Below are 19,189 nucleotides of genomic sequence, written 5' to 3' on the forward strand. Positions count from 1 at the left end.
CATGAGCGGTGTGGCGTCGTTGTAGATAGATTTGTTTTGTCAAAACGGCATCCGCTGATCGTCAGGCGGCCTTCTCCGGCGCTTTCGCGCCCGGTGCCTTCACGCCCATAAACATGCTTTTTACCGATATGCCTTCATCTGCAGCCGTCCACCAGATGCCCTCGTACATCAACTCGATATCGTTCAGTTCGCGATCATCGAGTTTCGACAGGAAAGGATACCACCAGAGGGGCGTGGCGATGACGCGGCCGTCGGCGAGCGCGACGTGAACTTCGCCGTCAGCGCACCAAGCCCGCACCGGGCGCATTTCATCGGTTTCAAAGGCCAAAGAAGTCATTCCAAGCACCTATCCATTCATCACGATGTTCCAAGGCCACATTGAGCAGCCTTGCAATTTCCTGATCAGTATATCCTTTGTTCCGCGCGACTTCCAAACTGTTCAGCCAGACCTTCAGGGACTTGCCGTCTTTGACGATATGGATATGCGGCGGTTCGCCGACATCCAAAGCATAGAGCCTGAATTTGTAGCCGTGCCAAATCAGCAAAGTCGGCATGGCATCACGCGCTCAAGCCGCCAAACAGGGTCGGCATGTCGAGCGGGCGAAAACCATAATGGCTCATCCAGCGGACGTCGGCGTCGAAGAAGTTGCGCAAATCGGGCATGCCGTATTTCAGCATGGCGATGCGGTCGAGACCCATGCCCCAGGCAAAGCCCTGGTAGACATCGGGATCAAGGCCGCCGGCGCGCAGCACGTTGGGGTGGACCATGCCGCAGCCGAGGATTTCCATCCAGTCGGTGCCCTCGCCGAACTTGACGATCGGCCCGGAGGACCGGTCACACTGGATATCGACCTCGAAGGACGGCTCGGTGAACGGGAAGAAGGATGGGCGGAACCGCATCGTCACGTCGTCGACCTCGAAGAAGGTCTTGCAGAATTCTTCGAGAATCCAGCGCATGTTGGCGACGTTCGACTTGGTATCGACGACGAGGCCCTCGACCTGATGGAACATCGGCGAATGTGTGGCATCGCTGTCCTGGCGGTAGGTCTTGCCGGGGATGATGATGCGGATCGGTGGCTTCTGGGCCTCCATCGTGCGGATCTGTACCGGCGATGTATGGGTGCGCAGAACCTTGCGCTCGCCGTTTGCGTCCGGATTGAAGAAGAACGTGTCGTGCATCTCGCGGGCCGGGTGACCTTCGGGGAAGTTCAGCGCGGTGAAATTGTAATAGTCGGTCTCGATATCCGGACCTTCGGCGATCGAGAAACCCATGTCGGCGAAGATCGCGGTGATCTCGTCGATGATCTGGCTGATCGGATGGATGCGGCCGCGCTCAACCGGGGAAGAGCGCACGGGCAGTGAGATATCGACGGTTTCGCGGGCCAGCCGCTCGGCAATCGCCGCGTCCTTCAGATCGGACTTGCGGGCGGTGATCGCGGCAAAAACGTCGGTCTTCAGCGCGTTGATCGCGGCACCGCGCGTCTGGCGCTCTTCCGGCGTCATGGTGCCAAGCGTCTTCAAAAGCTCGGAGATCGAGCCCTTCTTGCCAAGCGCATTGACGCGCACGGCTTCGATCGCCGCTTCGTCACCGGCAGCGGTCACTTCGGCCAGCAGATTGTCTTTCAGTGTTTCCAGATCGGACATCGTTCATTTCCCGGTTCATTGCCGTGATCAGTCAAAGAAAAACCCGCGCCAGCCGAGCCAGCGCGGGTTTCCCAATTTAAATTCCAAGAGGCTGGGAAGCGCTGGGTCTTAACGAACCGCGCTTTCAAACTCGTTCTTGGTGCCGGCTTCCTTGAGGTAATCCAGCGCCTTCTTTGCAGCGGCGATCAGGGCGCCGAATGCTGCCGGCTCATGGATAGCCATGTCGGAGAGAACCTTGCGGTCGACTTCGATGCCAGCCTTCGACAGACCGTCGATGAAACGGCCGTATGTCAGGCCATGTTCGCGAACGGCAGCGTTGATGCGCTGGATCCAGAGGGCGCGGAAGTTGCGCTTGTTGACCTTGCGGTCGCGATAGGCAAACGCCTTCGAGCGATCCACGGCAGCCTTGGCTGCGCGGATGGTATTCTTGCGGCGGCCGTAGAAGCCCTTGGCTGCCTTGAGTGTCTTCTTATGCTTGGCGTGGGATGTTACGCCGCGTTTTACACGTGCCATGATATGATCTCCTTAAAATCCAAAGTGCCAGACGTCTCAGAGACCGTTGGGCAGGTAGTTCTTGATGACCTTCTTGCCATCGGGCTCGGCCAGAACCATCGTTCCGCGGGCGGTACGAATGAACTTGTTGGACCGCTTGATCATGCCATGGCGCTTGCCTGCGGCAGCTGCCATCACCTTGCCGGTCGCGGTGATCTTGAACCGCTTCTTGGCCGAGGATTTCGTCTTCATCTTGGGCATTTTGCTACTCCATTCTTCTTGGTTTTGAGATCGACTGACGAGGTCGTCTCCAGCGTAAAGAACGGCCACGGCATGCCCTGCCGGACCGTTCGGACGGGGGCTTGTAACCGAAGCGCCCGAAAAGTGCAATGGGACTCGGGATAATTCCCGCTTGCCCACCGTCAAAATGAAAAAGCCGCCAGTCCGGCGGCTTTCATCAGGTCACGGCCTGGAAGCGAGGCGGTTACCTCGGAGCCAGGACCATCATCATTTGACGGCCTTCCAGCTTCGGCTCGGCTTCGACCTTGGCGATTGCCGTGGTGTCTTCCTTGACCTGGAGGAGCAGTTTCATGCCCAGTTCCTGGTGCGCCATTTCACGGCCGCGGAATTTCAAGGTCACCTTGACCTTGTCGCCCTCTTCGAAGAAGCGGTTCATCGCGCGCATCTTGACGTCGTAGTCGTGCGTGTCGATGTTCGGACGCATCTTGATCTCCTTAATCTCGATGATCTTCTGCTTCTTGCGCGCCTCGGCGGCTTTCTTCTGCGTTGAATATTTCAGTTTGCCCAGATCAAGGATCTTGCACACCGGCGGTTCCGCGTTCGGCGAGATCTCGACGAGGTCGAGGCCCAGTTCTTCCGCCATGCGGAGCGCCTGTTCGGTGGGAATGCTGCCGTGGTTTACACCTTCGGCGTCGATGAGCTGAACCCGGAGGGACCGGATTTCCTTGTTAGAGCGGGGCCCGTCTTTGACAGGGGCGTCCGTTTTGAACGGTCTGCGAATGGTCGTACTCTCCTCGAGCTGTTACGAATGCAATGTCGGTTGATAGCGCTTTGTCCCGGCAAACTGCCGTCCAACTGCCGCTTGGTCTTCATGTGTAAATTGCTGCGGAAAAGTCAATAACACAGCTCTTCACGAAAATCACCACCTGTCAGGCATTCGGAGAATCTGTTTTAGAAAGAAAATCAGCGCGAACCGCTTAAAAACAAGGAAAACAGCATGTCATCGCCAATGTCGAACGCCGATCCCGACACACTCGAAGTCGGCACCGGCAGCGAATCGCGCCAAATCGCCATGCGCATCCTGCCGGCCAAGAGCGGCAATACCCTGCCCACGCTGGTCTGGCTGGGCGGCTACCGGTCGGACATGACCGGCACCAAGGCCGTCGAGCTGGAGCGGCATGCGGCTGATCTGGGTTGCGCCTGCGTCCGGTTTGATTATTCCGGCCATGGCGCCTCGGGCGGTGTCTTTACCGATGGGACGATTTCGCGGTGGCTGGAGGAAAGTCTTGCGGTCATCGATGATGTTGGCCCCGATCGCATGGTGCTGGTCGGCTCGTCTATGGGGTGCTGGGTGGCGCTCAGGCTGATTGCCGAGCTGCGGGCGCGTGGCGAAGGCGCAAAAATTGCCGGTCTCGTCCTGATCGCACCGGCGCCGGATTTCACCAGCGACCTGATCGAGCCCAATCTTTCGGATGCCGAACGGACCTCGCTTGCCGAGCGCGGTTATTTCGAGGAGCCGACGCCCTATGGCCCGGAACCGAATATCTTCACGGCACGATTGATCGAGGACGGGCGGAAAAACCGCGTTCTGACCGGTATCATCGAGACCGGCTGCCCGGTGCATATCCTGCAGGGCATGCAGGATCCCGACGTTCCCTATGGTCATGCCCTGAAGCTGATGGAGCATCTGCCGTCGGACGATGTGGTGATGACACTCATCCGCGATGGCGATCACCGCCTGTCGCGACCGGAGGATATCGAGCGGATTCTCACTGCCGTGGATGCCATGTCCGCCGCCTAACCACCGTAAACCCCCTACGACCAAAGGCCTTGCCGGGCATTTTAACCATATCCGGCGATCCCCGATTCAGCTGATTGACTTCGTTTCGGCCGCGCTGTTAACTCTTTGTTAACGATTAGAGCGGCGCGCGGCGGGTTTACCGCGAAAGCTGACCACGGATTTCAGGCTTTCGCGGGGATTCTTTCTGAAGTGTTTAGAAAGAAGCCGCGCCACAGGGGACACGCATGGCGCAGTTGATGGGCATCAGGAAAGTGGTCGTGGCACTTGCAGCTGTTTTCGCTTCTGCAGGCATTGCCATCCCGGCGCCGTCGGCAACCGCGCTGTCGATGCAGACCGGTGCCATCACCTCGCAGCCGATCGGCCATTACGAGTTCTGCCAGACCCACCGCCCGGAATGCGAGCTCAAGACCAAATCGGCGGTTGCACCCCGTGTCACCGATTTCGGTTGGTCGGTCATCCGCGAGGTCAATTTCGCCGTCAACACCGAAATCACCCCGATCACCGACATGGACCTTTACGGCAAGGACGAGGTCTGGGCCTATCCCGACACTGGCGCCGGCGATTGCGAGGATTTCGTCCTCCTGAAGCGCAAGCGCCTGATGGAGAAGGGCTTCTCTCCGTCTGATCTGCTGATCACCGTCGTCCGCAAACCGGACGGCGAAGGCCATGCCGTGCTGACCGTACGCACGGCGCAGGGCGACTTCATCCTCGACAACCTCGAAAATGAAATCAAAATCTGGAGCAAGACGCCCTATCGCTTCCTCAAGCGCCAGGCATCGTTCAACACGGGCCGCTGGGTGACGATCGAAAACGGCGCGGAAGTGCTGGTCGGTTCGGTCGGAAACTGATTGCTGGTTCGAACGCAAACGACAACGACACCTAATCATTGTCGCAACGAACTTTTGTCGTGCTCGAAAACGTCAAAAGTGGTTGGTTCGCCGTGAAATCTGTCTGCTGCGACGCCTGTCTTACCGACCGGTTCTGTAGTAAATTGTATCCAGCGGCTTCGACGGTGTTTTCCCAGCGGACGTGTTTGTCCATGCAACGGGAAAGGCTCCAAAACGGAGTTGATTTCCCGTAACCCATACACTGTCATACAGATGCGTTCCTGCAGCAGCGAACGTGAAGGGGCCACAGGTTTTTCCCGCGACCGACACCGGCACGTTTTCCTGCCACCCCGTCAACCCGCAACCAGCCCTATCGCCCGTTTCTTTATTGTAGTGATCGACAACATCTTTGATGTTGGGCGTGGTCGTGAGGGTGCCGACAACATGCTCGATGCGAACTTGCCCGCCCTCGTCTTGAGCATGAATGAGTGATCCGGCAAAATTCACCTGAACCGTGGGTGTTTGGCACTGGCTTTTCGCGTAGATCTGCGATGTAGCCCTTATCTCATTGTCTGTAATGGTGATGCGGGTCACATATCCATGCCTGCCGTTTTTCCCTATGGGCAAGCAATCGGTCGTCCATTCGCCTTGGATACTCTTATTGCCATCTTGAGCCGCGGAAGGACTAGGAAAAATCGATACGCCCACAATGGAAGTTAAGGCCAGCAGGCGGGAAAGGGGCATAAAACTCCTCCTTGGAATCGAATATATGCTTCATGCACCAAGGAATATTGGTTTATTTGTGAAGTGCATTGTCGCGGCTAACCCATGTTAACAGAATTGCCTGGCCTCCGATCTTGCATTCATCACGCATTGCCGATCAACACACCCGCAGCCAGCACCAGCCCACCACCGAGAACCACCTGGAAGGCCGCGCGCAGGAACGGGGTTTCCATATACTTGTTCTGAATGAAGGCGATGGCCCAGAGTTCGAAGAAGACGATGATGCCTGCGGTGATCGTGGCGGTCCAGAAGTGCGGAATGAGATAGGGCAAAGCGTGGCCGAGGCCGCCGAGCGTCGTCATGATACCGCAGGCAAGACCGCGCTTGAGCGGCGAACCGCGGCCCGAAAGTTTGCCGTCGTCATGCGCTGCTTCGGTAAAGCCCATGGATATGCCGGCGCCAACCGAGGCGGACAGGCCGACCAGAAAGGTCTGCCAGGTGTCCTGGGTGGCAAACGCTGCGGCGAAGATGGGTGCGAGCGTCGAGACCGAGCCGTCCATCAGTCCGGCAAGACCAGGCTGCACGTATGTCAGCAGGAATTGGCGGTGTGCCGCCTCATCTTCTTTCTTGCGCGCCCCTTCCGGCACATGTTTTTCGGTCAGCATGCGGGCAATGTCCTCATGGCCCTGTTCGGCCAGGGCCAAGTCGCCCAGCAATTGCCGGGTTGCCGCATCGGAGGTGTTCTTTGCCGCCTCGACATAGAAATTATACGCCTGCGTTTCCATCGTCTCGGCTTCGCGGCGCATGGCGTCGAGCGACTGGTTGTGGCGCAGCCAGTCCGGCTTGCGGGTGAGGAAGCCTTTGACATGTTCGCGGCGAATCAGCGGGATGCGCTCGCCGAACCGGCGGCGGTGCATGTCGATCAGCATGGTCTTGTGGGCGTTTTCCACTTCGCCCATGTCCTCGAAGACCTTGGCGGAATCCAGATATTTGTCCTTCAGCGCGTCGGCATAGGCAAAGTAGATGCGGCTGTCGTCCTCTTCGGACGAGATGGCAAGCGCCAGAACCTCCTGTTCGGACAGCGAGGACAGCGGACGCTTGGAGAGCGAAAGCAAGCGGGAAAACATGATGCGGTCAACCTAGTTTAGAATAATTCTAAATTTAGGGCCGCTTCACGCGAAGGTCAACCCCTAACGCGGCAGTGTGACTCGACAGGTGGCCGGATAAATTCCTACATAAACAGAAGGATGAACGCCCGGAAGAAGGCTGCTTTCGCATGAACCCGCTTCTGACCAGCAAGGATACGCTTCTCGATCGCATCGGCATGGCGATGGCAGGAAAGCTGACGGCACTGACGTCGGGCTACGAGCCCTACACGCCATCCGATCCCGAGACGTTGGCCCGGACGCTGCGGCCGGGAGATATCCTGCTGATCGAGGGCAATCACAAGATTTCCAACACCATCAAATACCTCACCCAATCGACCTGGTCGCATGCAGCCTTCTTTGCCGGCGACGAAATCCCGCTGACGCTCGATCAGGCAACGCTCCCCATTATCGATCGGCCGCAGCTGATCGAGGTCAATCTCGGCGAGGGCTGCGTTGCGGTGCCGCTCCGAAAATACTGTACCTACAACACCCGTATCTGCCGGCCTGTCGGGCTGACGCCGGATGATCGCAACGCGGTTCTCTCTTTCATGATCTCAAGGCTCGGGCTGAAATACGACATGAAGAACATCTTCGACATGCTGCGTTATTTCATGCCGACGCCGCCGGTGCCGGTGCGCTTTCGCCGCCGCATGCTGGCGTTCGGGTCTGGCGATCCGACACGCGCCATCTGCTCGACGCTGATTGCGCAGGCCTTCGAGCAGATCCGCTATCCGATCCTGCCGGAGATCACCCGTGCACCGGGCCGGGCGTCGGCGACATCGACCTATTCACGCGCCGAAATCCTGCATATCCGCCATCATTCGCTTTACACGCCACGCGATTTCGATCTCTCGCCTTATTTTGCCGTGGTGAAACCGACGCTCGAATACGGCTTCGACTACAAGCGGCTGCAATGGCAGGGAGACGACGATCAGGCGTTCATAGGGTAATATTCAGCGTCTGCTCGCGGACGATATAAGCCTTCTGCCGGTCGGTGATGTAGTCGCGCACGATGGGGGCAGCATCACGCGAGCGTGACAGCTGCATGTGAAACACCAGCTGGCTGCCGGTGCGGAACATCATTTCGCAGCTGACCAGATAGAATTCCCACATCCGGGCAAAGCGCTCGTCATACATCTCCACGACCTTGTCGCGGTTCTTGTCGAAGCGCTCGACCCAGTGCTTGAGCGTCGTCGCATAGTGCACACGCAGGAATTCCAGATCGCTCACCCACAGGCTGTTGCGCTCGACCACCTCGAAAACCTCGGAGAGCGCGGGCGAGTAGGCACCCGGGAAAATATATTTGCGCAGCCAGGCGCTGGCCATACCGGGTGGGCTCATATGGCCGATCGAATGAAGGACCGCGATGCCGTCATCGGGCATCAGCGCATTCAGCTTCTTGAAATACTCATCGTAATGGCTAACGCCGACATGTTCGAACATGCCGACGGAAACGATGCGATCGAAGCTCTCGTTGACTTCGCGATAGTCGCGCAGTTCGAAGCGGACACGTCCTTCAAGCCCGGCATCCTTGGCGCGTTGCGTCGCCAGCGCCTGCTGTTCCTTGGAGAGTGTGACCCCCAGCACTTCGACATTTTCGAGCTGGGCAAGATACAGCGCCAGGTCTCCCCAGCCGCAGCCGATATCCAGCACTTTCATGCCGGGTCTGAGGCAGAGTTTCGAGGCGAGCAGCCTCAGCTTGTTGCGCTGCGCCTGCTCCAGCGTCTCGTCCGGTTCGCGGAAATAGGCGCAGGAGTAAAGCATATGCTCGTCGAGGAAGAGTTTGTAGAAGTCGTTGCCGAGGTCGTAGTGATGGGCGACGTTGCGCTGGGCCTCACCCTTGACGTTGGACTGCTGGCGCTTGCGGAAGCGCATCTTGATGGCGCGCAGCGCCTTCTGGATGGGATAGGAACCCAGCGACAGCCGGTTGATCGAAAACAGCGTCAGGAAATCGCGTAATGTCGAGCCGTCCTCGAAGCGCAGCGTGCCGTCCATGTAGGCTTCGCCGGCGGCAAGTTCCGAATTGAAGACGAGGCTGCGATAGAGCTTGCGATCGGTGAGCCGCATGGTCACTTCCGGACCGGGTTCACCCTTGAAAACATGCGGTTTGCCATCGGCATCGATGACGGTCAACTGGCCCTTGCGAATGAATGCTTTCATCATATGCGATAGTGGAAACATGCACACCTCGATGGAAAAAGCGACGCTTGCGGAGCATCACTCTATCACCGGGTTTGCAAAAAGCGCCCCATTAATTCTGGCAGTATCAGCGGCCGGTGGCGGTGGCACCGGCGCTCGCGGCAACGACGAGAACCGTCCCCATGATCTGCAGGGCGGTCATCGGCTGGCTCAGCACCAGAAAGCCGGCAAGGGCGCCAAGCGCCGGCTCAAGGCTCATCAGGATGCCGAAGGAAGACGTGCTCATCCGGCGCAGCGCGATCATTTCCAGCGCATAGGGGATCAGCGGCACAAGCAGCGCCAGACCGGCGATGGTCACCACACCTTCGGCCGTCATGCGCGGCGCATCGATCAGCCCGAAGGGCGTGGCGACGATTGCCGCGACGATCAGCGACATGGAGAGGCCCTGCAGGCCCTCAAAGGCGTTTCCGGCCTTCTTCATCAGGATGATGTAAAGCCCCCAGCCGGCGGCAGCTCCGAAGGCAAAAAGAACGCCGGTGATGTCGCCAATCCAGCCGTTGCCGTCATGGGCCAGCAAAAGCACGCCGCCAGCGGCGATCAACGGCCAGACAAGGCGCCAGCCAAGGCCGAAGGCAAAGGTGGCCACCGCGAGCGGGCCAAGGAAGTCTATGGCAACGGCAAGGCCGAGCGGAATACGTTCGATCGCCGCAAAGAAACACAAGGTCATGCCGGCCATGCAGGCGCCGAGCAGCCCGGCCATCCGCCACTGCGCCCGCGAATAGCGAAGGATCGGCGGACGCACGATGATGGCAAGCATAACGGCGGCCCAAGCCAGGCGCAGCCAGGTGGTGCCGAACGGGCCGTAGGCGGCAATCGCTGGCGCTGAAAGCGCCGAACCAAACTGAACACTCGACATCGACAGGAGGCACATCAGGCCACCGGTCAGCGCGGCCGTGGTGCCGATGCCCGGTACCGTGGGCGTGGGTGGAACGGTGCCTTCCTTTGCGTGGGCTGTTGCCATTGCCTGTTGATCCAAGACGTTATTCTCCCCCAGCCAATGCCGATCTCCCGGCAGGGCTGTAACGGAAGCTGCAATCAGCAGCAAATTCATATTTGTGAGGGTTAATATAAGGGTATTTGATAATGCTCACGAAGCCGCTTGGAACATATTGCCCACCAACGCGTTATTGGTCGCAGCAACAATTATGTTAAGCGAGGGCAAAAACATGGACGTCAACGGCGTAGGCTGGATCGCGGCAATCATCATCGGCGGTTTTGCCGGATGGATGGCAGAACAGTTCATGAAATCCAACATGGGCATGTTCATGAATATCATTCTGGGCATTATCGGCGCCATCGTCCTCAATGCCATCCTTGCCTTTGCCAATATGGGCTTCACCGGCTGGTTGGCATATCTGGTCATCGGCTTCATCGGAGCCTGCATTCTGATCGCGGTGGGCCGTGCCGTGCGCCGCTAAACTCTTCCAAAGGAGACGTTCATGCTGACATTTGCAGCCGAAGGCAGCGGTCAGGGCCAATTGGAAATCAACGGCAATTCGCAGCCGGTTTCCTATGAACTCGTTGAAGCCCGCGAAGAAGACGATAGCCGTCAGGTCCGTATCCGGCTCAATGCGCCGCGTGACTGGCTGCTGAAGCAGGGTTTCAATGGAGAGGCTATCCTGGTGCGAGACAACGGATCACGCATCGCCGTGCGCCGGGAAGGCGGGCTGGATGTCGGAGACAGCATTTCTGTGACGCTCGAAGGGTATGACGATACCCCTAGCGACGCGGATGAAGTTTCGGAAATCTACCCGGAATTGAAGCACTAACTATCGTTGAGCACGACAACGGAAACGGGCGCGGTTGAAACCGCGCCCGTTTTGTATTCCAGAGATGAGGGATCAATCCTTGGCGCGTTCCACATAGGAGGCGTCTTCCGTCAGGATGACGACGCGGGTGCCGACGCCGATATGCGGCGGAACCATGGTTCGAACGCCGTTCGACATGATCGCCGGCTTGTAGGACGAGGACGCCGTCTGGCCCTTGACGACCGGCTCGGTCTCAACGATTTCAAGCGTCATGCGGGTCGGCAATTCCATGGCAAGCGCCAGACCTTCGAACATCTTCAGCTGAACGGACATGCCTTCCTGGAGATAGGCCTTGTCGTCGCCGACGACGTCGGGCGAAACGGCCACCTGATCGTAGGTCTGCGGGTTCATGAAGTGGAAGCCTTCGCCGTCTTCATAAAGGAAGGTATGTTCGCTGTCCTCGACGAAGGCGCGCTCGACCTGCTCGGTGGTGCGCCAGCGTTCCGAAACCTTCACGCCATCGGAAATACGGCGCATGTCCACCTGGGTCACCGGCGTGCCCTTGCCGGGATGAAAGTTCGCGGCGGTCAGAACGGCATAGAGCTTGCCGTCGACTTCGAGAACATTGCCCTTGCGGACAGAAGAGGCGATTACCTTGACCATAAGTCTTCCTTGTAACTGAGGCTGATGCGTCGTAGAGGAGCGCACGAAATATGCGCGTCACAGACGCCAGAAAGCGTTTTCGGGCCGCACCTATCCTATATTTGGATAAATTGCCAGTGTGACGGCGGATACGGCTCGAAGAAACCCGTGCAACTGCCGTAAAATATCGACTGCCCGAGAAAACGGAAACACGACCTTCATGCCTGCTGCCTCTCCCTGGTGGACGCCGGACGTCCATGCCGACCGCCGAGGTTTCCTGATCGGCCGCAATCGGATTCAGGCTGCCTTGCGCGGCTTCTTCGCGGCACGCGATTTTGTCGAAGTGGACACCGCGACCCTGCAGATATCGCCTGGCAATGAGGCGCATCTGCATGCCTTTGCAACGCAGGCGATCCATCACGACGGCAGCACGGCGCCGCTCTATCTGCACACCTCGCCGGAGTTTGCCTGCAAGAAACTGCTGTCCGCCGGCGAGGAGCGCATCGCCTGCTTCGCCCATGTCTACCGCAATCGGGAGCGCGGACCGCTGCACCATCCGGAATTCACCATGCTCGAATGGTACCGCGCCGGCGAAACCTACCAAACGTTGATGCGAGATTGCGCGGAGATGTTGGGTCTTGCAGCCGAAACGGTGGGGGCAAGGCAGCTGACCTATCGCGGCGCACAGGCCGATCCGTTTGCCGAGCCGCAGCGCATCACCGTTGCCGAGGCCTTTGCACGGTTCGCAGGCGTCGATCTCCTCTCGTCTATCGATGCGGGCGGCGACACCGACCGGGAAAGCTTGGCCGCAACCCTGCGCGCGGCCGGGCTTCGGGTCGCTGACGATGATACCTGGGCGGATATGTTCAGCCGGGTGATCGTCGAGAAGGTCGAGCCCAATCTCGGTTTCGGCCGCGCGACGATCCTTTATGAGTATCCGGTCGCCGAGGCAGCGCTGGCGAGGCCCACGCCGCACGATCCGCGCGTCGCCGAACGGTTCGAGCTCTACGCCTGCGGAGTGGAACTGGCCAACGCCTTTGGCGAATTGACCGATGCGAGCGAACAGCGCCGCCGCTTCGGCCTGGAGATGGCGGAGAAGAGCCGCGTCTATGGCGAGACCTATCCGCTGGATGAGGACTTTTTAAGGGCGCTCGAGATCATGCCGCAGGCCAGCGGCAGCGCGCTCGGCTTCGACCGGCTGGTGATGCTGGCAACCGGCGCATCGCGGATCGATCAGGTGATCTGGGCACCGGTGGCAGAGACCAGCCCGCTGAGCGAGGGCCGCAAGTGACAGCGCTTCGTTCCTTGAAGACGATCGATGATCTGCAGGGCGCGGGCCTTGTTTCGGCCGAACGGCGCGCCGGGCTGGATGCGGTTGCCTTGCGTTATGCGGTGGCTGTGACGCCGGCGATCTCAGCCCTCATTGATCCCAACGACCCCAATGATCCGATCGCCCGGCAGTTCATCCCTGATGCGGCAGAGCTTTTACGTTTGCCGGAAGAGCGTGAAGACCCGATCGGCGATGGCGCCCATAGTCCCGTCGAGGGCATTGTCCATCGGTATCCGGATCGCGTGCTGTTGAAAGCGGTGCATGTCTGCCCGGTCTATTGCCGCTTCTGCTTCCGCCGCGAAATGGTCGGGCCTCAGGGGCTCGGCACACTTGCATCGCAGGCGATGGATAATGCGTTTGGCTATATTGCCGGACATCCGGAAATCTGGGAAGTCATCCTCACCGGCGGCGATCCGCTGGTGCTATCGCCGCGCCGGCTGGCCTCGATCATGGAACGGCTGGCATCGATAGAGCATGTCAAGATCGTCCGCTTCCACACCCGCGTGCCGGTCGTCGAGCCCGAGCGCGTCGACGACGCGCTGATCGCAGCACTCAAGGCCAGCGGCAAGACCACCTATCTGGCGCTACACGCCAATCATCCGCGGGAATTGACGGCGGAAGCGCGCGCTGCCTGCGCCCGGCTGGTCGATAGTGGCATCGTCATGGTCAGCCAGTCGGTGCTGCTCAAGGGTGTCAATGACGATCCCGACACGCTGGCGGCGCTGATGCGCGCCTTCGTCGAAAACCGCATCAAGCCGTATTACCTGCATCATCCGGACCTTGCGCCGGGAACCAGCCATTTCCGCCTGACGATCGAGGAAGGCCAGACGCTGGTCGCTTCGCTGCGCGGCCGCGTTTCCGGCCTCTGCCAGCCCGCCTACATCCTTGATATTCCCGGCGGCCACGGCAAGACGGTGATCAGCGCCTCGACCATCGAGGATAACGGCGGCGGCTGCTACACCGTGTCGGATTTCAATGGCGAAGAGCACGTCTATCCGCCCGCATCGGCCGGCAAGCAGCCTCTTTAACGACGGATTTTGCCCAAAAGGGCACTGAGTTCCGATTGCCGGCCGGTACCGGTTTTCCGGATTATCGACCGTACATGGCTTCCAACGGCCGATGCCGTGCTACCCGGCGATATCGACGGCTCTCATGCCGCTGGTGACAAGCGGCGATATCCGCGTCTGCGCCGAATTGAGGTCGAACAGTACAATCAGCGTTTCCGGCTTCCGGCGTATCTCTTCGTCTAAATCCTCGATCAAGGCCAAGGCGTGAGAATACGGGAAAAACGCCGGCGAGTGGGGCCAGACCGTTCAAGGCGAACGATGAGCGGCCGTTTGCCGGAACGCGTCGGACGCACCGCCGACAATGGCGAGCCGGTTCGATGCGGCATCGGACGGCGTTTTCGTGCGCAAAAAAAAGCCGGCCACTGCAGAGCGGCCGGCGTTTCAAGGCGATAAACCAAATCAGCCCTGTTTGATCGGCGCGATCGAGATTTCGACGCGGCGGTTCTGGGCGCGTCCTGCCGGGCTGCCATTCGAAGCGATCGGCCGGTCCGGTCCGTAGCCGACGGCCGACATGCGGCGCTGGTCGACGCCCTGCGAGCCGAGATAATTGGCGACCGAGATGGCGCGCCGTTCCGAAAGGTCCTGGTTGTGGCTGGCGCTACCGGTCGAATCCGTATGGCCATCGACATCGATCAACGTCTTGTTGAACTTGCGCAGCACGATCGCGACCGAGTTCAGCGTCGGATAGGCCCTGGGGCTCATCTGGTCCTGATCGGTAGCGAAGGTGATATTTTCCGGCATGTTGAGAACGATGCGGTCGCCGACGCGGGTGACCGAAACACCGGTGTTCTGCAGCTGTGCGCGCAGTTCGGATTCCTGGCTGTCCATGTAGTTGCCGATCAGGCCGCCGCCGAGGGCACCGATGCCGGCGCCGACAAGAGCGGCGTCGCGGCGTCCGGCAGAGCTGCCACCGACCAGAAGGCCGGTTGCTGCACCCAGCCCCGCACCGATCAGCGCGCCACCGGCGGTGTTCGACATTTTCTGCTCGCCCGTATACGGGTCGGTCGTGGTGCAGCCGGAAAGATAGATTGCGGCGATGGCCAGAACGGCAATTTTCTTCATCATGGAATCACGGGTCCCCAAAAGATCTACTCTGCTTCATACTACCGATTGCGGCAGGAAGATGAAGATCATGCCTTTTGGAAAATCAACTTTCTGTTTCAGCCCCATGTTGCACCGTCATGCCTTTGCTTTCGAACCGGGCAGGCCGGCAGGGTTGCCCACCCGCCCGGTGCGCAATCACTACATTGCCGGCAAAACGGCGATGTCGCGGAGCGCGCCTGGCGAGCCGGTAATCTCGCCCGCCGCCGTGGCCGCGCCCGTTTCCAGGTTGACCGTGTAGAGCTTGGTGCCATTGGCAAGCCACGCCGTATTGGTTCCGTCCTCGGTGGTCTGGATGTCGAAGGCGAAGGTCGGCGCTGCGCCATCGATGCCGAGCTTGCCGATTGCGGCCAGCGTGCCGTCATTCGGTTTGGTCTGCTTGATCAAGGCGCCGATCGTCGCGTCGATATTGTACATCCCGGTCTTTTCCGGCTTGCCGTGGGAATTGATGTAGGCGGCAGCGACGATGTTCGGCGTTTCGCCCTTGTGCATGTCGCCGTCCTCGTAAGCGAGCTTGCCATCGACGGTGACTTCGCCTGTGTCGGGATGAACGCGGTGATTGGTAACGCCGGTCATGAAGCGCAGCCGGTCGGCCATCGGGTTGAAGTCCACCACCACCGCCGCATCGTCGATTGGCAGCGGCGTATTCACCTTGGCAACATCGCTTGCTGCACCCGTTTCAAGATCGATGGTGACGATCCGGCTATCCGGCGTTACGCCGATCACGGTCTTGTTGGACGGCCGGAAATCGATGCCGGCGAGGCTGTCGACGCCGGTAACGTCGATTGTCTTGGTCACAGCCGGATTGGCCGTGTCGAACAGAACGAGCGTCTTGTCTCCGGTCAGGCCGAGAACCGGCGCAGCAAACCCGATGCCGCCGCTGGTAAACAGGACCGTGGAGGCGATCAATGCAGTCTTCATGGTCTTCATTCGAAGTCTCCTTGTTGTCTGAAATCGTCACAGGAGGCGATCCATCTGTAGCCGCCTTCCAACCGGTAGACACACGGGAGGCTAGGTTTGGATGCACCGGCCAGAATTTTATTTTCCTCAAATGCATCCAGAGGTCACTCTGGCGGGTAAAAAGCCTATGTGGGCATTTGAGCAACGGCCGTCGATGCAATGTGCGCAACCGGGACGCATGCTGACCGGCGCGGGAGACAGTGGGAGTAGAATGCAGGAGCATCAGGAGAAATTGGCAGACGCACTGGCCGGTTGCGCCAATGGCGATCGCAATGCGCTGCGGACGATCTTCGATCTGGAAGGCGCTCGGCTCGTAGCCGTTGCCCAGCGCATCCTGCGCCGGCGCGAACTGGCCGAAGATGTCGTGCAGGAAGCCTTTATCCAGATATGGACCAAGGCCGGACAATACACGCCGGATCGTGGATCGGCGCGCGGCTGGATCTATGCAATTGCCCGCAACCGGGCGCTCAATCTGGTGCGCGACGGCAAGCGGCTGGAATTCACCGAGCCCGATAATCTCGCCGATCTGCACGATGCCGAGCACATGGATCATGCAGCCAATGTCTGGGCCGATCTCGATCGCCAGAACCGGTTGCGCGCGTGCCTGTCGCGGCTCGACGAGACCAAGCGCCGGAGCATCCTGATGGTCTATATATCCGGCTATACCCATGGCGAGATCGCCGGCCGGCTGAAGGTGCCGCTCGGCACCGCCAAGGCGTGGGTTCGCCGTGGGCTGGCCTCGCTTCGGGAGTGCATGGCATGAGCGTGGGCAAGCAGGATATTGATGAACTGGCCGACGAATATGTTCTGGGCCTTCTGGATCCGGCCGATCATGCTCGCGTCGAAGTGGAGATCGAAAACGACGCAGCCTTGCGCGCCGCCGTCGCCGCAAGCCGCGATCGTTTTCTGGCACTGGATCTTCTGGCAAAGCCCGGTGCCGAACCGGAAGGCCTGTGGGGGCGTATCGCTGCGACGCTGGATGAGCCAAAGGCCGGTGTCACTGCGGGATTTGCGCAGCCGGAGGCGGCAAATGACAACAGCGGCTCCGTATGGCGCCGCACGGCGCTTGGCGGCATTGCCGCGTCGCTGCTTCTGGCGGTGGGTCTGGGCTGGAGCCTGCTGTCGCAGCCGGAGCCGCGCGTTGTTGCCGTGCTTCTGGATGCAGCGGGAGAGCCACAGGCAATTGTCGAGGATTTCGGCAATGCGTCGGCCCGCGTTAAGCCGCTTGTCGATTTCGAAGTTCCAAAAGGCCGTATCATGCAGGTGTGGACGCTTCCCTCGAAGGAACTGGGGCCTGTGTCGCTGGGGCTTTTGCCGCGTTCACAGGAAATCGTTCTTGCCGGTCCCGTACTGCCGCAGCCGCAGGAAGCGCAACTCTACGAGATTACCATCGAGCAGGCCGGCGGCTCGCCGACAGGCCGGCCAACGGGGCCTATCCTGGTCAAGGGTTTTGCAAAGATGCCGCGCTGAATTGTCTGAAGGCTGGCGGGCGCTCCGGTCGCAGGAGCCCCCGCTGCGTCTCTTGACCACTATTCGGTCAGATCGATCTCTTCGGTGTTGCCGCCCGTGCAGGTGTAGCAGCAATCGGTGCAGGTTTCGCCATTGTCCGGACCGGTGCCCCAATAGGTCGACTTGTCGCCGGAAATCCAGGCGCCGTAGCAGATCTTTTCACCCTGATCGCAGGACAGCGGAATCTGCTTGGTTTCGCCGTCATCCAGCAGGTAAACCTGGTTGTTGCCCGGCCAGACATGGTCGCGGTCCTGGCTGTAAAGCTCGACTTCGACGGCATTCGGATGGCTGTTTTTCATCTCGAAGGTGACGTCGGCAGCTGAGCCAACGGAGACGCCGCCGAGAAGCATGGCGATGGAAAGCGCGGCCAGACCCGCGCGCTGAAGAATGGTTTTCATGGGTTCCCCTTAAGAATATCGGCCTTGCGGCAGTACATCAGCTAGCATGAAGATAAGGGGTGCGGAATGGGCGGATCGGCCCGAAAACGTGGTTTTTTCAGCGCGGTATGGCCATTTTTGGTGACAAGGACAGGTGGAGCCCTGCGTGTTTTCGGCACGTCAATCCGCAGCCAGTGATTTGTAGAAGAACGTCGAGCCGCAATAGCTGCCATCCGGCATCAGGGCATATTGCGGAATGACGCCGACACGCTGCCAGCCGAATTTTTCGTAGATGCTCTCCGCCGGGCTTCCGGTTGCCGTGTCGAGTACCAGAACATGCCGTCCATGCTGGACCGCGGCGTCTTCGGCAGCGTCCATCAGCAGGCGCGAAAGCCCGAGACCGCGGGCCTTGCGGTGGACGAGCAGCTTCTTCAGGTCGGCGCGATGCGGCTGGTTCGGCATCGTGCCGATACCGAGCTGAACCGTGCCAAGGATTTCGCCGTCCTTCTCCGCCACGATCAGTACCGTGTTGCCTTCGGTGACCGCCTGGGCAACCCCTTGCCAATAAGGGGCCGCATCCTGCGAGGTATAGGGCGACATGAAGCCGACGGAGGCGCCACCCTCGACGCAATCGGACAGGATGTCGGCAAGCGCGGGCAGGGCGGCCGTGGTTTCGGAAGGAGTGAGCGTGCGGATAGTAATCTTGGACATTGGGATTAGACTTTGCTGCGGTTGAGAATGATGGCGTAGCGTGCCGGCTTGCCATGCGGATTGTGAAAGATGTGGGCCTCGGCAAGCCGCATGAACAGGCAGTCGCCGGCCTCAAGCACATGCGTCTCTTCGCCGGCGGTCATGGTCAGCCTGCCTTCGAACAGCCAGAGATGCTGCGTCAGCCCGGCGTCGAATTGCTGCTGCTCGAACACCACGCGGGCACCCGGCGGAAACTCGACCTCGACGATATCGACAGGCGAACCGGTGCCATCCGGTGAGACCGAGCGGCGCAGGTAGCCGGTTTCGGGATCGCGCCAGATCCGCTGGTCGTTCCGGCGCGAGAGCGGATCTTCAGTGTTTTCGCCGTCTGCAAAAAATCGCGACAAGGTCGTGCCCAATGCACTGCAGAGCCGGGCGAGAAGGTGGGCGGTCGGGCTCGCTTCGCCACGTTCGATGCGCGAGATCATCGCCCGGCTGACGCCGGCGCGGGTGGCGAGATCGTCGAGCGTCATCGACTGAGCCAATCTCAGCGCCCTCATCCGGGCGGCAATATCCGTTTCGAAACCGTTTGAATTTTCCATTATAAGAGAATTAATTGTTCTTATAGTGGAGTCAATGAAAATTGCGGGTCCCTTGAAATAAAGTCGGCCTATGCCGTTTTGGCGACATT

Annotated in this window: 26 protein-coding genes; 9 read left to right on the forward strand and 17 right to left on the reverse strand. The window is 59.7% G+C overall.

Features of this window, described 5'->3' with window-relative positions:
* Window positions 1–61 precede the first annotated feature (61 nt).
* The 6 genes from ACP7E6_RS16695 to infC form a co-directional block, all read right to left on the reverse strand.
* Window positions 62–337: a DUF2442 domain-containing protein gene (locus ACP7E6_RS16695; protein ID WP_426230878.1), complete on the reverse strand. Its 276-nt coding sequence runs from the start codon at window positions 335–337 to the stop codon at window positions 62–64.
* Window positions 318–554, reverse strand: a complete 237-nt coding sequence (locus tag ACP7E6_RS16700; protein ID WP_426230879.1) for a DUF4160 domain-containing protein — start codon at window positions 552–554, stop codon at window positions 318–320. Before ACP7E6_RS16700 ends, ACP7E6_RS16695 begins: the two co-directional genes overlap by 20 nt.
* A gap of 4 nt (window positions 555–558) precedes the next feature.
* Entirely contained in the window at window positions 559–1,644 is a 1,086-nt protein-coding gene (gene pheS, locus ACP7E6_RS16705) for a phenylalanine--tRNA ligase subunit alpha (RefSeq protein ID WP_426230880.1), read from the reverse strand.
* A gap of 108 nt (window positions 1,645–1,752) precedes the next feature.
* Window positions 1,753–2,157, reverse strand: coding sequence for a 50S ribosomal protein L20 (gene rplT / locus ACP7E6_RS16710; protein WP_113245493.1), 405 nt, complete (start codon window positions 2,155–2,157; stop codon window positions 1,753–1,755).
* A gap of 36 nt (window positions 2,158–2,193) precedes the next feature.
* Window positions 2,194–2,397: a 50S ribosomal protein L35 gene (gene rpmI, locus ACP7E6_RS16715; RefSeq protein ID WP_112644609.1), complete on the reverse strand. Its 204-nt coding sequence runs from the start codon at window positions 2,395–2,397 to the stop codon at window positions 2,194–2,196.
* Window positions 2,398–2,620: 223 nt separating this feature from the next.
* Entirely contained in the window at window positions 2,621–3,157 is a 537-nt protein-coding gene (gene infC, locus ACP7E6_RS16720) for a translation initiation factor IF-3 (protein WP_113245492.1), read from the reverse strand.
* 216 nt (window positions 3,158–3,373) lie between these two features.
* Here infC and ACP7E6_RS16725 point away from each other — a divergent pair, with 216 nt between their 5' ends.
* Entirely contained in the window at window positions 3,374–4,177 is an 804-nt protein-coding gene (locus ACP7E6_RS16725) for an alpha/beta hydrolase (protein ID WP_426230881.1), read from the forward strand.
* 224 nt (window positions 4,178–4,401) lie between these two features.
* Window positions 4,402–5,025: a transglutaminase-like cysteine peptidase gene (locus ACP7E6_RS16730; RefSeq protein ID WP_426230882.1), complete on the forward strand. Its 624-nt coding sequence runs from the start codon at window positions 4,402–4,404 to the stop codon at window positions 5,023–5,025.
* A gap of 120 nt (window positions 5,026–5,145) precedes the next feature.
* Here ACP7E6_RS16730 and ACP7E6_RS16735 read toward each other — a convergent pair whose 3' ends face one another.
* Both ACP7E6_RS16735 and mbfA read right to left on the reverse strand, forming a co-directional pair.
* Entirely contained in the window at window positions 5,146–5,748 is a 603-nt protein-coding gene (locus ACP7E6_RS16735) for a hypothetical protein (RefSeq protein WP_426230883.1), read from the reverse strand.
* A gap of 122 nt (window positions 5,749–5,870) precedes the next feature.
* Window positions 5,871–6,854, reverse strand: coding sequence for an iron exporter MbfA (gene mbfA / locus ACP7E6_RS16740; protein WP_426230884.1), 984 nt, complete (start codon window positions 6,852–6,854; stop codon window positions 5,871–5,873).
* A 149-nt stretch (window positions 6,855–7,003) separates the two neighbouring features.
* Here mbfA and ACP7E6_RS16745 point away from each other — a divergent pair, with 149 nt between their 5' ends.
* On the forward strand, window positions 7,004–7,825 hold the full coding sequence (locus ACP7E6_RS16745; protein ID WP_426230885.1) for a lipo-like protein: 822 nt from the start codon (window positions 7,004–7,006) through the stop codon (window positions 7,823–7,825).
* Here the strand turns inward: ACP7E6_RS16745 and ACP7E6_RS16750 are convergent.
* Together ACP7E6_RS16750 and ACP7E6_RS16755 are read right to left on the reverse strand one after the other, a co-directional pair.
* Window positions 7,815–9,056 (reverse strand): class I SAM-dependent methyltransferase, encoded by a 1,242-nt coding sequence (locus ACP7E6_RS16750; protein ID WP_426230886.1) that lies wholly within the window; start codon window positions 9,054–9,056, stop codon window positions 7,815–7,817. The two genes, ACP7E6_RS16745 and ACP7E6_RS16750, sit on opposite strands and share 11 nt — an antisense overlap.
* 85 nt (window positions 9,057–9,141) lie before the next feature.
* Complete coding sequence (locus ACP7E6_RS16755; protein WP_426230887.1) at window positions 9,142–10,035, reverse strand: EamA family transporter; 894 nt, start codon at window positions 10,033–10,035, stop codon at window positions 9,142–9,144.
* Between the two features lie 205 nt (window positions 10,036–10,240).
* On the opposite strand from ACP7E6_RS16755, the gene ACP7E6_RS16760 reads away from it, so the two are divergent.
* Together ACP7E6_RS16760 and ACP7E6_RS16765 are read left to right on the forward strand one after the other, a co-directional pair.
* Entirely contained in the window at window positions 10,241–10,492 is a 252-nt protein-coding gene (locus ACP7E6_RS16760; protein WP_426231176.1) for a GlsB/YeaQ/YmgE family stress response membrane protein, read from the forward strand.
* 21 nt (window positions 10,493–10,513) lie between these two features.
* A complete protein-coding gene (locus ACP7E6_RS16765) occupies window positions 10,514–10,843 on the forward strand; it encodes a hypothetical protein (protein WP_426230888.1) in 330 nt (109 codons plus the stop codon).
* A 72-nt stretch (window positions 10,844–10,915) separates the two neighbouring features.
* Here the strand turns inward: ACP7E6_RS16765 and efp are convergent, their stop codons facing one another.
* The gene (efp, locus tag ACP7E6_RS16770; protein ID WP_426230889.1) at window positions 10,916–11,485 is read right to left on the reverse strand and encodes an elongation factor P; all 570 of its coding nucleotides are present in this window, start codon (window positions 11,483–11,485) and stop codon (window positions 10,916–10,918) included.
* A gap of 199 nt (window positions 11,486–11,684) precedes the next feature.
* Between efp and epmA the strand changes: the two genes are divergently transcribed.
* Window positions 11,685–12,755: an EF-P lysine aminoacylase EpmA gene (gene epmA, locus ACP7E6_RS16775; protein ID WP_426230890.1), complete on the forward strand. Its 1,071-nt coding sequence runs from the start codon at window positions 11,685–11,687 to the stop codon at window positions 12,753–12,755.
* A complete protein-coding gene (locus ACP7E6_RS16780) occupies window positions 12,752–13,822 on the forward strand; it encodes a lysine-2,3-aminomutase-like protein (RefSeq protein ID WP_426230891.1) in 1,071 nt (356 codons plus the stop codon). Before epmA ends, ACP7E6_RS16780 begins: the two co-directional genes overlap by 4 nt.
* 99 nt (window positions 13,823–13,921) lie before the next feature.
* On the opposite strand, the gene ACP7E6_RS16785 is transcribed toward ACP7E6_RS16780, so the two are convergent.
* The 3 genes from ACP7E6_RS16785 to ACP7E6_RS16795 form a co-directional block, all read right to left on the reverse strand.
* Window positions 13,922–14,056, reverse strand: a complete 135-nt coding sequence (locus ACP7E6_RS16785; protein ID WP_426230892.1) for a hypothetical protein — start codon at window positions 14,054–14,056, stop codon at window positions 13,922–13,924.
* Between the two features lie 204 nt (window positions 14,057–14,260).
* The gene (locus tag ACP7E6_RS16790) at window positions 14,261–14,926 is read right to left on the reverse strand and encodes an OmpA family protein (RefSeq protein WP_426124910.1); all 666 of its coding nucleotides are present in this window, start codon (window positions 14,924–14,926) and stop codon (window positions 14,261–14,263) included.
* A 177-nt stretch (window positions 14,927–15,103) separates the two neighbouring features.
* Complete coding sequence (locus ACP7E6_RS16795) at window positions 15,104–15,892, reverse strand: DUF4394 domain-containing protein (protein WP_426230893.1); 789 nt, start codon at window positions 15,890–15,892, stop codon at window positions 15,104–15,106.
* 241 nt (window positions 15,893–16,133) lie between these two features.
* On the opposite strand from ACP7E6_RS16795, the gene ACP7E6_RS16800 reads away from it, so the two are divergent.
* Both ACP7E6_RS16800 and ACP7E6_RS16805 read left to right on the forward strand, forming a co-directional pair.
* Window positions 16,134–16,685, forward strand: a complete 552-nt coding sequence (locus ACP7E6_RS16800; protein WP_426230894.1) for a sigma-70 family RNA polymerase sigma factor — start codon at window positions 16,134–16,136, stop codon at window positions 16,683–16,685.
* On the forward strand, window positions 16,682–17,392 hold the full coding sequence (locus ACP7E6_RS16805; protein WP_426230895.1) for an anti-sigma factor: 711 nt from the start codon (window positions 16,682–16,684) through the stop codon (window positions 17,390–17,392). The genes ACP7E6_RS16800 and ACP7E6_RS16805 overlap by 4 nt, the downstream gene beginning before the upstream one ends.
* 59 nt (window positions 17,393–17,451) lie before the next feature.
* Here ACP7E6_RS16805 and ACP7E6_RS16810 read toward each other — a convergent pair whose 3' ends face one another.
* The 3 genes from ACP7E6_RS16810 to ACP7E6_RS16820 form a co-directional block, all read right to left on the reverse strand.
* Window positions 17,452–17,829: a hypothetical protein gene (locus ACP7E6_RS16810; RefSeq protein ID WP_426230896.1), complete on the reverse strand. Its 378-nt coding sequence runs from the start codon at window positions 17,827–17,829 to the stop codon at window positions 17,452–17,454.
* Window positions 17,830–17,988: 159 nt separating this feature from the next.
* The gene (locus tag ACP7E6_RS16815; RefSeq protein ID WP_426230897.1) at window positions 17,989–18,519 is read right to left on the reverse strand and encodes a GNAT family N-acetyltransferase; all 531 of its coding nucleotides are present in this window, start codon (window positions 18,517–18,519) and stop codon (window positions 17,989–17,991) included.
* A gap of 5 nt (window positions 18,520–18,524) precedes the next feature.
* Window positions 18,525–19,100 (reverse strand): helix-turn-helix domain-containing protein, encoded by a 576-nt coding sequence (locus ACP7E6_RS16820; protein ID WP_426230898.1) that lies wholly within the window; start codon window positions 19,098–19,100, stop codon window positions 18,525–18,527.
* Window positions 19,101–19,189 lie beyond the last annotated feature (89 nt).

Origin of the sequence: Pararhizobium sp. DWP3-4 (assembly GCF_049898205.1) — a bacterium.
In the GTDB taxonomy this organism is placed as follows: domain Bacteria; phylum Pseudomonadota; class Alphaproteobacteria; order Rhizobiales; family Rhizobiaceae; genus Pararhizobium.

Coding starts and splice junctions, on each gene's coding strand:
- ACP7E6_RS16695 (WP_426230878.1), bottom strand. CDS start 337: ATGACTTCTTTGGCCTTTGAAACCGATGAAATGCGCCCGGTGCGGGCT.
- ACP7E6_RS16700 (WP_426230879.1), bottom strand. CDS start 554: ATGCCGACTTTGCTGATTTGGCACGGCTACAAATTCAGGCTCTATGCT.
- pheS (WP_426230880.1), bottom strand. CDS start 1,644: ATGTCCGATCTGGAAACACTGAAAGACAATCTGCTGGCCGAAGTGACC.
- rplT (WP_113245493.1), bottom strand. CDS start 2,157: ATGGCACGTGTAAAACGCGGCGTAACATCCCACGCCAAGCATAAGAAG.
- rpmI (WP_112644609.1), bottom strand. CDS start 2,397: ATGCCCAAGATGAAGACGAAATCCTCGGCCAAGAAGCGGTTCAAGATC.
- ACP7E6_RS16725 (WP_426230881.1), top strand. CDS start 3,374: ATGTCATCGCCAATGTCGAACGCCGATCCCGACACACTCGAAGTCGGC.
- ACP7E6_RS16730 (WP_426230882.1), top strand. CDS start 4,402: ATGGCGCAGTTGATGGGCATCAGGAAAGTGGTCGTGGCACTTGCAGCT.
- ACP7E6_RS16735 (WP_426230883.1), bottom strand. CDS start 5,748: ATGCCCCTTTCCCGCCTGCTGGCCTTAACTTCCATTGTGGGCGTATCG.
- mbfA (WP_426230884.1), bottom strand. CDS start 6,854: ATGTTTTCCCGCTTGCTTTCGCTCTCCAAGCGTCCGCTGTCCTCGCTG.
- ACP7E6_RS16745 (WP_426230885.1), top strand. CDS start 7,004: ATGAACCCGCTTCTGACCAGCAAGGATACGCTTCTCGATCGCATCGGC.
- ACP7E6_RS16750 (WP_426230886.1), bottom strand. CDS start 9,056: ATGTTTCCACTATCGCATATGATGAAAGCATTCATTCGCAAGGGCCAG.
- ACP7E6_RS16755 (WP_426230887.1), bottom strand. CDS start 10,035: ATGGCAACAGCCCACGCAAAGGAAGGCACCGTTCCACCCACGCCCACG.
- ACP7E6_RS16760 (WP_426231176.1), top strand. CDS start 10,241: ATGGACGTCAACGGCGTAGGCTGGATCGCGGCAATCATCATCGGCGGT.
- ACP7E6_RS16765 (WP_426230888.1), top strand. CDS start 10,514: ATGCTGACATTTGCAGCCGAAGGCAGCGGTCAGGGCCAATTGGAAATC.
- efp (WP_426230889.1), bottom strand. CDS start 11,485: ATGGTCAAGGTAATCGCCTCTTCTGTCCGCAAGGGCAATGTTCTCGAA.
- epmA (WP_426230890.1), top strand. CDS start 11,685: ATGCCTGCTGCCTCTCCCTGGTGGACGCCGGACGTCCATGCCGACCGC.
- ACP7E6_RS16790 (WP_426124910.1), bottom strand. CDS start 14,926: ATGATGAAGAAAATTGCCGTTCTGGCCATCGCCGCAATCTATCTTTCC.
- ACP7E6_RS16795 (WP_426230893.1), bottom strand. CDS start 15,892: ATGAAGACCATGAAGACTGCATTGATCGCCTCCACGGTCCTGTTTACC.
- ACP7E6_RS16800 (WP_426230894.1), top strand. CDS start 16,134: ATGCAGGAGCATCAGGAGAAATTGGCAGACGCACTGGCCGGTTGCGCC.
- ACP7E6_RS16805 (WP_426230895.1), top strand. CDS start 16,682: ATGAGCGTGGGCAAGCAGGATATTGATGAACTGGCCGACGAATATGTT.
- ACP7E6_RS16810 (WP_426230896.1), bottom strand. CDS start 17,829: ATGAAAACCATTCTTCAGCGCGCGGGTCTGGCCGCGCTTTCCATCGCC.
- ACP7E6_RS16815 (WP_426230897.1), bottom strand. CDS start 18,519: ATGTCCAAGATTACTATCCGCACGCTCACTCCTTCCGAAACCACGGCC.
- ACP7E6_RS16820 (WP_426230898.1), bottom strand. CDS start 19,100: ATGGAAAATTCAAACGGTTTCGAAACGGATATTGCCGCCCGGATGAGG.